This window comes from Candidatus Accumulibacter necessarius (assembly GCF_036625085.1).
The window spans coordinates 159,357-172,498 of the sequence record NZ_JAZKUM010000008.1 but is presented as its reverse complement, the minus strand read 5'-3'; the positions used below and the strand labels follow the sequence as shown (position 1 = coordinate 172,498).

The window sequence follows — 13,142 nt, the reverse complement described above, 5'->3', positions numbered from 1 at the left end:
CACAGCGAAAGAATGCGCCGGACGGTCTGCGCCGCCGATTGGCCAGTGGCAGAGCAGTTGACCTTTCCCGGATGATTCCGCGGCATGCCCTGCCGAAGCCTGTTGCTGCGATGCGTTTGCTGGAAGTGCGCCGTGGCTCTTGCCGGGAAGGCGGCAAGGTGGTACCGATGCGTGCGCTTGAGCTATAATCAAGCCGTGCAACACAGAGCGTGCCCCCGTAGCATGAAGGTCGTGCAGTTGATTTGTAATCATCAGGCGTTGGTTCGATTCCGACTGGGGGCACCAGATAATCAAGGACTTGGCGAATTCCAGCCACAAGTCACAGGTATGCTCGGGTCTGTGTAGCCACCATGTAGCCGTAGCCAGATGCCAGCAATCCGAATCCAAGCCAACAAGGAAAGCCTGGCTCTCTGCCGGCAGTGCGCTGCCTCATCCCGATCTGACCGCCGCCAGCAACAGGGGGACCCCTTGGTCACCACGTCGCTGTTACGCAGTAACCCCCGTCGCCGAGTGCCGAGGATCTGTCGGCAACAGTCGATAACTGGGCGCCGTTGTCGGTGGCGACCCTTCTCCAACGCCGACCTGGACCTGAAGCCACCAGCGGTAAGCGGCCCTTCGGCTGGGGATGTCACTGTCCTCGGGTGACCGACCGCTGCGCTCCGGAAAGCAGTCAGTGGGTCTAGGATGGTGTGGGTCGGCAGCCGGCCACAACCAGTCGATCATGCTTTCATGGGCTACGTCAGCAACAGACTGACAACGGCCATTCAAGCTTCTCGGGCGGTGATCAAAGCCATGCCAATGCGATATTGTGAGGCATCGATATTCAGCGGGGGCTTATCGGAGTACAGCGGCCATCGAGATAAGCCGAAGCGGTGGATGAAGGCGACCGCTCCGATATGGGCCGAGGCGCTGCATCCGGGACTGTGCTCGCACAGGCAGGCGGCGCAAGCATGAAGACAAGGCCGTTTGCGGTTGTCGCGTCTTCAAGAAGCGGTGATGCGCTCCACCCGCGCGGGGACGAACTTGTGCCAGGGCGTGCCAGCGAGGAAGTCACGCTCGCGGAGGTCGGTGAGTTCGTTGGGGGCAACGCCACGACGTCGGAGTGACGACTGCGCCGCATTGCTGCCCGGGTTGTCGGCGTAGTCGACACCCAGGCCATTGGGCAGCGAGATGTGGCCGGGTTGCAGGCCGTCGCTGATTTCCACCGGCACCTTGACGCTGGCGCGGCGGGTGCTCAGGCGAACCTCTTCGCCGTCTGCGCAGCCTAGGGCGGCAGCGTCCTGTGGGCTGATGCGCAGGGCACCGAGCACGCCCTTGCGGTGCCAAGCGGCATTGCGCACTGCCGTGTTGGAAGTCTCGGTGCGTCGCTCGCCTGCCGAGAGCACGAGCGGGAAGTCGCTTGCCGTTGCGGGCGGGCCCGAGGCGAGTTTGTCCAGCTCGGAAATGAGTTCGGGAATGGCGAGCGCGATGCGTTGTTCGGCGTGGCGTATGCCCGCCCAGGCGGCGTGCTCGTCGGCGATGCCGAACACGGTGCCCGAGTGACGTTCGAGCAGGGCGCGAAACAGCTTCTCGCCCGCAAAGATGGACAGGCCGCTGAAGCCCGCGCGCGCCGCTGCCCCGGGATTGGCGCGCACATACAGCTGCGCCACGCCCCACAAACCGGCGGCAGCGGCCATACCCTCGGGCAGGGTCGCGCCGAGCACGCGGTAAAGAATGACGGGCGCGTACTTCATCACCTTGGGCTTGCGCGCGGCGGCGGCAAAGAAGGCCAGCGCGAAGGCAGTCTTGCCCAGGCGCAGGGCGCGGCGCAGTGGGGCGTAGTCGGCCTCGCCCGTCTCACCCATTGCCTCGACCAGGCGCGCATAGATTTCTGCTTCGGGCAGTGTGCCTTCCAGCGGCGTGAACAGTGGCGCGCGCAGGTGAAACACGTTGCCGGGGAACTCCAGATTGAAAAAGGTCGCCTCGGCCTTTTCAAACTGACTGCACGCGGGCAGCACGTAGTCGGCTTGGCGCGCGGTTTCGGTCATCGCCACATCGACCACGACGGAGAGTTCCAGCGTCCGCATCGCCTCGCGAAACTTCTGGCTGTCGGCCAGCGAATGCGCAGGGTTTCCGCTTTGCACCAGCATGGCACGGTAGCGTTTCGGGTGGTCGCTGAGGATTTCCTCGGCGATGACATTGCACGGTACCAGGCCGATGATGATCTTGGCATTCGCTACCGGGCTGCGCCGTTCCTGCTTGACGCGTTTGGTCGCACCAGCCGACTCGCCCTTGCTTGCGGCTGCGAGCGAGAAGAACTGCACGGGCGGGTGCGCTGTGCCATGCTTGCCGTAGTGGCCACAGAGCAACCAGACCAGGCGCTGCAGATAGCTGTTGAGCGTGGAGTGGCGATTCATCTGGATGCCTAGGTCTTCCATCGCCGCCACGCTCTGGGCGCGCGCGATCACAGCCGCCACCTCGCGCAACAGGCTTTCCTCGACGCCGCAGAACTGGGCGTAGCGAGCCACAGGAACCTGCTGCAAATGCGGCATCACCTCCGCCAGGCCGGTCGTGTGCGCGGCCAGCCAGTCGCTGGCGAGCAGTTTGTCCTGCACGATGATGCCCAACAGCGCCGCGAGGCACCAGGCGTCGGTGCCCGGCTTGATCGCTAGGTGATAGTCGGCCATGGCCGCGGTTTCGCTGCGCCGTGGGTCGATGACAATGAGCTTGCGCGCCGGGTCCTTCTGGATCTCTTTGAGGACGATGCGGGCGCGGGCGAAGCCATGCGACTGCCAGGGGTTCTTGCCGATGAACAATGCCACCTCGGAGTGCTCGAAGTCAGGATGCGTGCCGCAGGTGAACATCTTGCCCTGCACCCAAAACTCGCCGGTTTTTTCCTGCGCCAGTGCATTCGAGCGCCAGGGCTTGCCCAGGGTCTTGAGAAAGGCGTCGGCGTACATGCCGCCCAAATGGTTGCCCTGGCCGCCACCGCCGTAGTAGATGACGCTTTCGTCGCCGTGCCGGGCACGGATGGTCTTGAACTTGTCGGCGACTTCGCGAATCGCCACCTCCCACGAGATGGCCTCATAGCTGCCATCTGGACGCCGGCGCATAGGCGAAGTAAGTCGGTCAGCGCCATTTTGATAGAAGTCGAGCCGTTGCGCCTTTTCGCACAGGTAGCCCTTTGACCCCGGGTGGTCGTTGTCGGGCAAGATTTTGCTGATGTGTCGACCAGCGGTTTTCACTGTCAGCCCGCAGTTGATGCTACACAGGATACAGGCGGTCTTCTTGCTGTCGTCAGCGGACTTGCTGGATGCGGTGGCGGACATGGCAGTCTCCGGTGGCGGCTTGATCAGGCGGCGGCTTGATGTTCATGGTGATGACGGCCGAGAAGACCTTGGCCCCGGCGGTGCCATAGCCGCTCACCGGCACGTCGGCGCCGGTCTTGGCCTTGGCGAGGAACTGGCTCATGGCCCTTTTTCCTGATGAAAGGTCACACAGGTGCCGTGGCGAAGAAAGCGGGCGACGATGGCAATTTCGTCCGCAGTGAAACCGTCGGTGAGTTGGGCATTGAGCGTGGCGAACACCGGCACGGCCTTGGCCAGCACGGCTTTGCCTTCGCGGGTGAGGTGAAGGCGGCTGGCGCGCCCGTCCACGCTGCAAGGGGTGCGCTGAATCAGGCCGCTCTCCGCCATGCGGCTCACCAAGCCCGTGACGGCCGGACTCTTGAGCTGCAACTGGCGACCGAGATCCTTGAGCTGGCAGCCTTCCTGCTCCTGAATGACGAACAAGGCAACCACCTGCGTGCCCGAGTGGCCAATCGCGCTCAGGAACAGGTCGTTGGCGGAGCGAAACAGGTTCTGCTTGGCCTGCGCCAGCAGGTGGAACAGACGCACCCTGCGCGCCGAGGATTCCCCGGTTGTGGCCGCTGCGACGACCTCTCCGGGATCGGAGGGCGTTGGTTTGATTTTAGTACGCATGCGAAGCATAATAGTTCGCACACGAAGTATGTCAAGGACTTTGTTGCCCCGGCGCGTCGTGGGCAAGGGATAAATGGCGAACGGGGAAGAATCAGGCGGCCCGCCAGCGCGCCGGGGCGACTCGGGGTAGTAGAGCGGCGGCAATGGACAGAGGAGCGGCCTTTCAGAATACTTACTTCAGCGATCCTCGCTACACGGATCTTATCCCTCAGTTATTTCCACTCACCGGCCGGTTACGCTGCACTGCCGACGGTGGGCATGAAACCCTGACCGTCTCTTCGGGGTCGATTGCAATCAGCACACCACGAAGACTCAGTGGCCGCTTATGGTTTGGAGCGGCCAGCCAGACGAGCAACGGCTGAAGCTGCGCGCCAGGGAAGTCAAGTGGAGGCCAACAGTTATTGACTGCGGTTATCGCCGGCTGGCCCCGGCTCTTTCCGCTTCTTCCAGATCCCCAGGAGTGCGGCACTCAGACCCAGCATGATTTCATCGATGAACGGGATGACGTCCGGGATGAAGAAGTCCACGATGAACAAGACGGCGGTGATGGCAAATAGCGCTGGGAAGCGCAGTTTGGCGAGGTAGGCGATCAGTGGAGCAACAACAAGTTTATACATGCGTTTCCAGTGTTCCAGCGAGTCTCTTTTCCTTATCCGAGCTGCCCGATCCCGGCAGAGCCGGGGTTTTCTCGGGATAATCAGAATGTCTGGCGGGAGTCGGGCAGGTGTACTCCGCGCAAAATCAGTCAGTCAGAGTCTACACGATTCATGAAGTGCATCGACAATCGGCGCCAGCCTTGGGCCAGCAGCACCTCGAAGGCTTGCGCTGTGCTCGCCACTCAGCCAGCCTTCAAGCCTGCGGGCCATCTCCGGCTTCCGGCGCGCGGCAATGGCTGGAATCGCGTCCACCCGAAACGGCATAGAGCCTTGCTCTCGATGTCTAAGGGAATCAGGGCAGCGGGCAGACTCGCATCGAATTGGGCCTGGAGAAGGTCGCAATATCCCCCGCACAGTCAGCGCAGGTTGTAGCGCTCGCGGTTTGCTGGCGCCGGCGGTGACGCGAACCGCCAGCCGCGGCGCATCGGTGTCGGATAGGAAAGCTAAGGCTTGTCCAGCGCCTTCGGGCGGCGTAAAGTGGCGGACTCTGTCGGGGGTCAAGCGTTCGCGGTTCGTGTTTCCGGCTCCGGGTTTGGCTAGACAGAATTCCATGTGGCCAGCTCATGGCCACATGGATCACCGTCAAACAACGGTTTTTCCCGTATAACTACCTGATTTTGCTTGCGTTTTGTTTCCTCTGTCGATTTCATGAACGGCAATCAACAGAAAATGGTGATCGATCTTTTGATTTGTAATCATCAGGTGTTGGTTCGATTCGGACTGGGGGCACCAGCGAAAGCAATCAGTTAGGCCACTCCTTGGGGTGGCTTTTTTGTTGGTCGGCAGCCGAGGCTGGATGCCGACCCATTCGAGGAGCAAGTGATGCGCCGAACGAAGATTGTGGCCACGATTGGCCCCGCCACCGCTGCACCCGGGCCACTGCGCCAGCTGCTGGAAGCCGGCGTCGATGTCGTGCGGTTGAACGCGGCGCATGCCGACATGGAGACGCACAGCAACAACGTCCGCCGGGTGCGCGAGCTGGCGCAGGTCCTCGGCCGCAATATCGGCGTGCTGGTCGACTTGCCTGGTCCGAAAATCCGTTCAGGCCTGGTGGCAGGCGACGAGGTGGAACTCGTCAGCGGCCAGGAGTTCATCCTGAGCGGCAGCGACGACGGCAAGGGCGATGCACATCACGTCGCCACGACCTTGACCGACCTGGCGCATTGGGTACGCCCCGATGACGATGTCTACCTCGCCGATGGTGCGATCGTACTGCGCGTGCTGGCCTCGGTCGGTAATGACGTGCGCACCGAAGTCGTGCGCGGCGGCACGCTACGATCGCGCAAGGGCATGCACCTGCCGCGTGCCGAGGCGCACGTCGAGCCCTTTACCGATCGCGACGCACTGGCGCTCGAGATGGCGATTGCCGCGAAGGTGGACTTCCTCGGTCTCTCGTTCGTACGCCGGGCCGAAGATGTCGAGCGCGTACGCGCCATGCTGCCCAAGCGCGGCATGCGGCCGGCGCTGGTGCCCAAGATCGAGACCGCCGCAGCGATCGACAACCTCGCCGATATCGTCCGCGTGGCCGACGCGGTGATGGTCGCGCGCGGCGACCTCGGCATCCAGATGCCGGCGCGAAGCGTACCGCTGCTGCAGAAGGAGATCATCCGTTTCTGCAATATGGCCGGAAAGCCGGTGATCACCGCGACACAGATGCTCGAGTCGATGACGCGCTCACCCTTGCCGACGCGCGCCGAAGTCAACGACGTGGCCAACGCGGTGCTCGACGGCACTGACGCCTTGATGCTGTCGGAAGAAACAGCGGTGGGGCTGTTTCCGAACGAAACCGTGCGCATGATGGGCGAAGTTGCCGAGTCGGCCGAGGCTTGGCCGCGCCAACGTGTCGTTCCGGAAGCCGCAGGGGCCGATGGCGACCGTGTGGCGTGGGCGGTCGCGCACGCCGCGGTGCAAGCAGCGGAGGAGCTAGGCGTGGCCGCGATCCTGTGCCCGACTCGCAGCGGTGAAACGGCGCATCGGGTTGCTGCGTTCCGACCCAGGGTCCCGATTGCCGGTATCTCGGCCAATGCCCAGGTGCTTGGTGGACTTTCGCTGGTCTGGGGCGTGCAGCCGCTCGTACTACCCGAGAACCTCGATGCCAACGAGCAATTGCGACTGGCCATAGCGGCTGCCCGTGCCGCGGGGATCGTACGCGAGGGCGACCTGGTGGCGTTCGTCTTTGGGTCTGCCGGACCGCGTGCCGGCAGCACCGACAGCGTACGAATCGTCCGCGCGTGAAGCGGGGTGAATCAGGCAACAACCGCCGCCGCGGCAGACGAGCGCCGGGTCAAGCGACACGCGCCTCAGACCCGACTGGCAAAGCCAGCCAATTGGACGTCTTGATCGCACCCGTTGCCCCTGCCGATGTCGAGTCCGTTATCGCGCTCGCACGCCTGGTCTGGCAGCAGACTTACCCCGGGATCATCACCCAGGAGCAGATCGACTTCATGCTCGAGCAGCGTTATAGCCGGCAGCGCCTGCTTGAGGAACTGACGATGCCGCAGGTCTGGTGGGATCAGGCGAGTGTCGATGGCCAGCTGGCCGGGTTTTCGTCGTGCATGGTCACCGGAGGCGGCGAGATGAAGCTCGACAAGCTCTACGTCGACCCGGCCCGGCAGCGATCGGGAATTGGCGCCCGACTCATCGATCAGGTGGTTTCCCACGCCCGGACGGTCGGCTGCCCGACGCTGATTCTGGCGGTCAATAAGCGCAACGAACCGGCCATCGCGGCCTACGGCAAGCAGGGCTTCGCCATACGCGAATCGGTCTGCGTCGATATTGGCAACGGCTTCCTCATGGACGACTTTATAATGGCCAGGTCACTGCTTGCGCAGGCTGCACCATCCTGAATGACGATGAAACTGACATTTGTCAAGATGCACGGACTGGGCAACGACTTTGTCGTTCTTGACGGTGTTCGCCAGTCGGTCGAACTGACAATTGAGCAATTGCGCTTCCTCGCTGACCGCCATTTCGGCATCGGCTGCGACCAGGTGTTGCTGGTGGAGCAGGCCGGGCTGGCCGGCGTTGATTTCCGCTATCGGATTTTCAATGCCGATGGCGGCGAGGTCGAGCAGTGTGGTAACGGTGCACGCTGCTTTGTCCGCTTCGTGCATGAGCAGGGTCTGACGGACAAGCGCGAGATTCGCGTCGAGACCCTGCGCGGCGTGATCGTTCCGCGACTTGAGGAAGATGGTGCGGTGACCGTCGACATGGGTCTGCCGGTTTTCGCCCCGGATCAGATTCCATTTGTCAGTGCCACCGACGACCTGCTGCAAGTGCTCCCGCTCGCTGACGATGAAATCGCCATCACTGCTGTTGGCATGGGAAATCCGCACGCCGTCCAGCTGGTTGTCAATGTCGACACCGCGCCAGTCGACCGCCAGGGGCCGCTGATCGAGTCGCATCCGCGCTTTCCGCAGCGGGTTAACGCGGGCTTCATGCAGGTCGTGGACCGGCACACGATTCGCCTGCGCGTGTTTGAACGTGGCGTGGGTGAAACACTGGCCTGCGGAACGGGCGCTTGCGCTGCCGTGGTGGCCGGGATTGCCCGCGGCCTGGTTGATTCGCCGGTGTGCGTTGCCATGCGCGGCGGCGAGCTGAGCATTGCCTGGAACGGGACAGGCAGCCCGGTTCTGATGACTGGCCCCGCCGTCACCGTCTTCAAGGGAGAGATTGAGTTATGAGATCGGAAGAAGTAGCGCGTTACCTGCAGGAGAATCCGCGATTTTTCGAGCAGCACGCGGATCTGATCGCGAACCTGGTCGTGCCTCATCCGCATGGTGGTCGAACGATATCGATCACTGAACGGCAGATGCTGGCACTGCGCGACAAGAACAAGCAACTCGAAGGCAAGATGGGCGAGTTGCTGCAGTTCGGCGAGGAAAACGATGCGATCAGCCAAAAGATGCACCGACTGGCGGTTGCGATGATTGCCACCAGAAGTTTTCAGTCGGTATTGCACACCTTGAATTTCCACCTCCGTGACGATTTCGCCGTGCCGCACGTTGCCGTGCGTCTCTGGCATCGCCCCGAGGGCAGTGACGAGCTGCCTGAATTTGCCGATGTCAGCCAGGAGTTGCAGACATTTGCTGAAACGCTGACCCAACCCTACTGTGGTTCGACGAGCGGCTTCGAGACCTCTTCGTGGTTCGGTGAGGCTTCGACCCATGTTCGCTCGCAAGGGCTGATTGCAATGCGCCATGGTGGTGGCACGATCGGGTTGATCGCGCTCGGCAGTGAGGATGGCGAGCGCTTTTACGCCGGCATGGGGACGATTTACCTCGAGCGTCTCGGGGAAATGGCGTCGGCCGCCTTGGCGCGCGTGCTGAGCTGACAACCGAGCAATGACTATTGGAGCCCGCACCACCCGCGTCAACGCCTACCTGGACGAACTCGCCCAGCACCGACGACTGTCGGCGCATACAGTCAGGAGCTATCGGCACGACCTCGAACTGCTCTGCAGTCTGATCGGAGACTTGGCTGGCGACTGCGGCTTCGCCGCCATCGAGGCGCATCATGTCCGTCGTTTCGTTGCCCAGCTGCATGCCCGGGGGCTGGGCGGCCGCTCACTTGGGCGCACGCTTTCAGCCTGGCGAGGCTTTTATCGCTGGCTTGGCCAACATGATACCGTCACGCGCAACCCGGTAGACAGCGTCCGGCCGCCAAAGAGCCCGAAAGCGCTGCCAAAGGCGCTATCGCCCGATGAAGCCAGCCGCCTGCTGGAAACCGAAGGCGAAAGCCTGCTGCAGTTGCGCGATCAGGCGATGTTCGAGCTGTTCTACTCTTCGGGCCTGCGCCTCGCCGAACTCGCGGCGCTCGACCTTTCCTGTCTGGAGGATCTGTTGGCCGGCGAGGTGCGCGTCCTCGGCAAACGCAGCAAGCTGCGCCTCGTGCCCGTGGGGAGCAAGGCCAGGGCAGCGGTGTCGCTCTGGGCTGGGCAGCGCAGCAGGCTGGCGACAGCCGACGAAACGGCGCTCTTCGTCAGCCAGCGCGGTACCCGTCTGGGCATGCGCATGATCCAGTTGCGGCTGCATCGGCGTGGCCTGGTGCAGGGGCTGCCGGCACGGGTACACCCGCACATGCTTCGCCATTCTTTCGCCTCGCACGTGTTGCAGTCCTCTGGCGATCTGCGCGCGGTGCAGGAGATGCTGGGCCACGCCAGTATCGCCTCAACGCAGGTGTACACCCACCTCGACTTTCAGCATCTGGCCGCGGTCTACGATCAGGCGCACCCCCGCGCCAGGCGTAAGCCAGAGTAGCAGACACCCTGTGCAGGTGCGGCCGTAGCTGGCGGTTGCTCTGCGCCGGTCAGGACCGTTCAATGTTCGGCAGGCTGTCAGCCGCCCTTGCTAGGGAAATCCGCGGTCGTTCCCGGCCTGCTCTGCGCGGGATCGAGCCTGCCGGCGTCGATGCATAAGCCACCCGTAGATAAACAGGTTGATGACGATCACCGCCGCCGCCATGGCCAACTGAAGGCCGCGCGTCAGTCCGGCCGGATAGATGATCGGCAGCAGGTAATATTCGATGAAGCTTTGCTGATAACCGGCTTCGCCGGCCGCCTGACGAAAGCCGTTTTCCAGTGGTGTCAGCGGACAGATCCAGCCGCTCAATTCGATCAGGGCGCCCCAGCAGGCGGCCGGAATGTGCAGCAGGGCCAGCCGTGGCCAGAGCAGTACCAGCAAGCCACCGCCAACGACAAAGGCGATGAACAGGAAGTGCACAAAGACGACGCCGTCGGCCAGCAGACGATAGCTCATGCGGCGGCTCCAGACATCTTTCTCATGCGCTTCGAGAACAAGCAGGAGGCTGGTGCGATGGTGGCAAGCTCAGAAGCCTTCGTTGAAGCCCCGGATCTGCCTTCGGGCTTTCTTGGTTGGCCGGCCGCGCAGTTCGCTGCCGGGAACCGGTGCGAGTTGTCTTGCTTCCCGGAGCGCCGCACGCCGCGTGCTGCTCTCGGCGGTTTCCTCGTAAAGTTGCTGCGCTTCAATGGCCGGGCGGCGCTGTTCGTTGAGCCGGCGAACGACCACAGTCCAGGGGACCTCACCGGTCGCCACATCGAGGCGGTCGCCGACATGAAGTTCGCGAGCCGCTTTGACGGTATGGCCATCAAGCTTGACGTGACCGGCGGCGATCGCCTGGGCCGCAAGCGAGCGCGTCTTGTAGAAGCGCGCTGCCCACAGCCACTTGTCGATTCGCATGCGCGCCAGCGCTATCTCGGGGCTATTGGTCACGGCTATTCCCGGCTCGGGTGTTTGCCGAGCTTGCGCTGCAGCGTTCGGCGGTGCATCTTCAAGGCGCGGGCGGTCGCCGAGATATTACCCTGATGCTCGGCCAGCACGCGCTGGATGTGTTCCCATTCGAGGCGGTCGATCGACAATGGCGAATCCGAGACCGGTATCGCCGAGTCGCCGCTGCTGCTCTTGTTGAGCGCCGCGACCACCTCGTCGGCATCACAGGGTTTGGCGAGGTAATGGATGGCGCCGAGCTTGATCGCTTCGACCGCGGTGGCAATGCTGGCGTAACCGGTGAGCATGAGCACGCGCGTGTTCGGGTCGAGTTCCATCAGTTTCTCGACCAGCACCAGGCCCGATTCCCCCGGCATCTTGAGATCGATGACGGCGTACTCAGGGGCTTGCGCGTGTGCCTTGACGAGGGCCGTTGCAACGTTGGCGGCGACAGTCACGGCATAGCCCCGACGATCAAGTGCGCGCGCGAGCACCCGTCGAAAAGCGTCGTCATCGTCGACCAGAAGCAGCGTCGACCGCTCGTCGTCGGGTAGTCTCGGTGTTTGTTCAAGCATGGGTATCAGGCCTTCAGTCGGTTCAGCGGCAGGGTGACGCGGGTACAGGCGCCACCCTGCGGGTCATCGCGGTTGAAAAGTTCGACCTTGCCACCGAAGCGCTCGACAGTGGCGTTGGTGAGAAACAGGCCGATACCCAGGCCGCGCGTTTCGGCCTTGGTGGTGAAGAATGCCTCGCCCAGTCGCTGTGCCGATTCGCCATCGAGGCCTGGCCCACGATCGAGAATCTCGATGCGGCAAATATCGGCATCCCACTGGGCTGAAAAACGCAGCGCTTCGGAGCTTGCGCCGTTGGCGTCGGCAGCGTTGTCGAGCAGGTTGAGGATCGCCTGCTCGAGCGTGCGGTCGGCAGCGATCAGCGGCGCTGGCTGTTCACCATGCAAGGTGACGCTGACGAGGGCGTGCGGGCGAATGATCTGCCACTCGTCAAGCAGACGATGCAGGTAGGCGTCGAGAGCCAGCGAGCGCTGGCTTTCGACGCGCTCCTGACCGGCCGAGGCGAGGATCTGCGAAATCGTCTGCTTGCAGCGATCGACCTGCTCACGCAACAGCAGCAAGTCTTCTTTCAGTTCAGCATTGCCACCGTGGTTCAGTTCGAGTTCGCGGATGACCACGGCCATCGTGCCGAGCGGCGTCCCCAGTTGGTGCGCAGCGCCGGCAGCGAGGGTGCCGAGGGAGAGAATCTGCTCGTTGCGCAGCGCGTCCTCGCGGGCCGCGGCGAGTTCGCGCTCACGCTCCTTGAGGGCGGCCGCCATGCGTGTCAGAAAGACGACGACGACGCCGACACTGATGACGAAGTTGAGCCACATGCCAAGCACGTGAAGAGCAAAGCCGCTGCCGTGCGCGATGTGTTCCGTGGCGATGCCGGTAGCCCGCGCGAGGAGTTCGTCGATCTGCGCCAGATCGCCCTGCGGCGGCGGCAACGGCAGCTTCCAGAACATCAGAAAGGTGTAGGCAAGCAGAGTCAGTGTCGCCATCGCCCAGGCGTACCTGGCGGGCAGCATGGCAGCGGCCAGCGTCGGCGGCAGCAGGAACAGCGACACGAAGGGGTTGGCCGAGCCACCGGCAAAGTAGAGCAGCACCGCGAGAAAGCCGACGTCAATTGCGAGATGGCCGAACACTTCTCCTGGGGAGCATGGGCCACCGGTGTCGACTCGCCATTGGGTCCATAGATTGACGGCGGCGAGCAACGCAATCACCGCCGTCATTGGCACGACCTCGAGCGGAATCTTCAGCCACGCCACGGCCAGTACCAGCACCATGGCCTGCGTGAGTACTTCAATCCGGCGCAGCGCCACCAACCGCTTCAGCGAGCTCGCGGTAGCCAACAGAAAAGCAGGCCGCTGGGCCTGATTGATTCGGGGCATGGGTTGATGTGCAACCGAGCAGGAGTCGAAGCGGCGAATTTTACGCTCTGGTCGCCGCCGTGACTGCAACTGCGCCAATCTGTCGCACATTGTTTGCGGCGACCGATGGCCGCGCAGTCCGGCAGCGTGCTGGTTGAATATCTACCGCGGGCGGGACTCCTCCGCGCCCTGAGCGTCGGCTCAACCTGACCGCCGAAGCATTCTGATTGGTCGTTGACCTGGATCAAAGGCGCGACAGATGGCATAACTATATTGCTGGAGTGGTAATTGCTGCAGGTTCCACTGGCGGCTTAGCGGACCGACGCCTGCCTTCTCCGAGCGGCGCCACCACCTTCTCGTTTCAACTCAGTCAGGGAGTCAT

The 13,142-nt window shown here is 63.0% G+C and carries 13 protein-coding genes and 1 tRNA gene; 6 read left to right on the top strand and 8 right to left on the bottom strand.

The genetic code is table 11. The features are described from left to right. Positions 1-211 precede the first annotated feature (211 nt). Positions 212-285 (top strand) — tRNA-Thr (locus V5B44_RS20600). 698 nt (positions 286-983) lie between these two features. On the opposite strand, the gene V5B44_RS20595 is transcribed toward V5B44_RS20600, so the two are convergent. From V5B44_RS20595 to V5B44_RS20580, 4 genes are all read right to left on the bottom strand, one after another. Next, positions 984-3,308 (bottom strand): molybdopterin-dependent oxidoreductase, encoded by a 2,325-nt coding sequence (locus tag V5B44_RS20595; RefSeq protein WP_332360924.1) that lies wholly within the window; start codon positions 3,306-3,308, stop codon positions 984-986. Further along, positions 3,277-3,450 (bottom strand): hypothetical protein, encoded by a 174-nt coding sequence (locus V5B44_RS20590; RefSeq protein WP_332360923.1) that lies wholly within the window; start codon positions 3,448-3,450, stop codon positions 3,277-3,279. The genes V5B44_RS20595 and V5B44_RS20590 overlap by 32 nt, the downstream gene beginning before the upstream one ends. Beyond that, a complete protein-coding gene (locus V5B44_RS20585) occupies positions 3,447-3,959 on the bottom strand; it encodes a MarR family winged helix-turn-helix transcriptional regulator (RefSeq protein WP_332360922.1) in 513 nt (170 codons plus the stop codon). The genes V5B44_RS20590 and V5B44_RS20585 overlap by 4 nt, the downstream gene beginning before the upstream one ends. A gap of 398 nt (positions 3,960-4,357) precedes the next feature. After that, positions 4,358-4,576 carry a DUF6116 family protein gene (locus tag V5B44_RS20580; protein WP_332360921.1) on the bottom strand — a complete coding sequence of 73 codons (219 nt, stop codon included), beginning with the start codon at positions 4,574-4,576 and terminating at the stop codon, positions 4,358-4,360. Positions 4,577-5,437: 861 nt separating this feature from the next. Between V5B44_RS20580 and pyk the strand changes: the two genes are divergently transcribed. The 5 genes from pyk (at position 5,438) to xerC (ending at position 9,873) form a co-directional block, all read left to right on the top strand. Further along, positions 5,438-6,850, top strand: coding sequence for a pyruvate kinase (pyk, locus tag V5B44_RS20575; protein WP_332360920.1), 1,413 nt, complete (start codon positions 5,438-5,440; stop codon positions 6,848-6,850). Positions 6,851-6,951: 101 nt separating this feature from the next. Then, entirely contained in the window at positions 6,952-7,461 is a 510-nt protein-coding gene (locus V5B44_RS20570; RefSeq protein ID WP_332360919.1) for a GNAT family N-acetyltransferase, read from the top strand. A gap of 6 nt (positions 7,462-7,467) precedes the next feature. Then, positions 7,468-8,298, top strand: coding sequence for a diaminopimelate epimerase (gene dapF, locus V5B44_RS20565; protein WP_332360918.1), 831 nt, complete (start codon positions 7,468-7,470; stop codon positions 8,296-8,298). Next, on the top strand, positions 8,295-8,948 hold the full coding sequence (locus V5B44_RS20560; protein WP_332360917.1) for a DUF484 family protein: 654 nt from the start codon (positions 8,295-8,297) through the stop codon (positions 8,946-8,948). The genes dapF and V5B44_RS20560 overlap by 4 nt, the downstream gene beginning before the upstream one ends. Positions 8,949-8,958: 10 nt before the next feature. Continuing rightward, a complete protein-coding gene (xerC, locus tag V5B44_RS20555; RefSeq protein WP_332360916.1) occupies positions 8,959-9,873 on the top strand; it encodes a tyrosine recombinase XerC in 915 nt (304 codons plus the stop codon). 90 nt (positions 9,874-9,963) lie between these two features. Here the strand turns inward: xerC and V5B44_RS20550 are convergent, their stop codons facing one another. From V5B44_RS20550 to V5B44_RS20535, 4 genes are all read right to left on the bottom strand, one after another. Beyond that, entirely contained in the window at positions 9,964-10,371 is a 408-nt protein-coding gene (locus V5B44_RS20550; protein WP_332360915.1) for a DUF2784 domain-containing protein, read from the bottom strand. Between the two features lie 69 nt (positions 10,372-10,440). Further along, positions 10,441-10,845, bottom strand: a complete 405-nt coding sequence (locus V5B44_RS20545; protein ID WP_434735498.1) for an RNA-binding S4 domain-containing protein — start codon at positions 10,843-10,845, stop codon at positions 10,441-10,443. Between the two features lie 2 nt (positions 10,846-10,847). Next, complete coding sequence (locus V5B44_RS20540; protein WP_332360914.1) at positions 10,848-11,414, bottom strand: response regulator transcription factor; 567 nt, start codon at positions 11,412-11,414, stop codon at positions 10,848-10,850. Positions 11,415-11,419: 5 nt separating this feature from the next. Next, positions 11,420-12,781, bottom strand: coding sequence for an ATP-binding protein (locus V5B44_RS20535; protein WP_332360913.1), 1,362 nt, complete (start codon positions 12,779-12,781; stop codon positions 11,420-11,422). Positions 12,782-13,142 lie beyond the last annotated feature (361 nt).

Bases quoted from the DNA above. Each gene is read 5' to 3' on its own strand.
- pyk (WP_332360920.1), top strand. From the start codon at position 5,438: ATGCGCCGAACGAAGATTGTGGCCACGATTGGCCCCGCCACCGCTGCA.
- V5B44_RS20540 (WP_332360914.1), bottom strand. From the start codon at position 11,414: ATGCTTGAACAAACACCGAGACTACCCGACGACGAGCGGTCGACGCTG.
- V5B44_RS20580 (WP_332360921.1), bottom strand. From the start codon at position 4,576: ATGTATAAACTTGTTGTTGCTCCACTGATCGCCTACCTCGCCAAACTG.
- V5B44_RS20535 (WP_332360913.1), bottom strand. From the start codon at position 12,781: ATGCCCCGAATCAATCAGGCCCAGCGGCCTGCTTTTCTGTTGGCTACC.
- dapF (WP_332360918.1), top strand. From the start codon at position 7,468: ATGAAACTGACATTTGTCAAGATGCACGGACTGGGCAACGACTTTGTC.
- V5B44_RS20590 (WP_332360923.1), bottom strand. From the start codon at position 3,450: ATGAGCCAGTTCCTCGCCAAGGCCAAGACCGGCGCCGACGTGCCGGTG.
- V5B44_RS20550 (WP_332360915.1), bottom strand. From the start codon at position 10,371: ATGAGCTATCGTCTGCTGGCCGACGGCGTCGTCTTTGTGCACTTCCTG.
- V5B44_RS20595 (WP_332360924.1), bottom strand. From the start codon at position 3,308: ATGTCCGCCACCGCATCCAGCAAGTCCGCTGACGACAGCAAGAAGACC.
- xerC (WP_332360916.1), top strand. From the start codon at position 8,959: ATGACTATTGGAGCCCGCACCACCCGCGTCAACGCCTACCTGGACGAA.
- V5B44_RS20560 (WP_332360917.1), top strand. From the start codon at position 8,295: ATGAGATCGGAAGAAGTAGCGCGTTACCTGCAGGAGAATCCGCGATTT.
- V5B44_RS20585 (WP_332360922.1), bottom strand. From the start codon at position 3,959: ATGCGTACTAAAATCAAACCAACGCCCTCCGATCCCGGAGAGGTCGTC.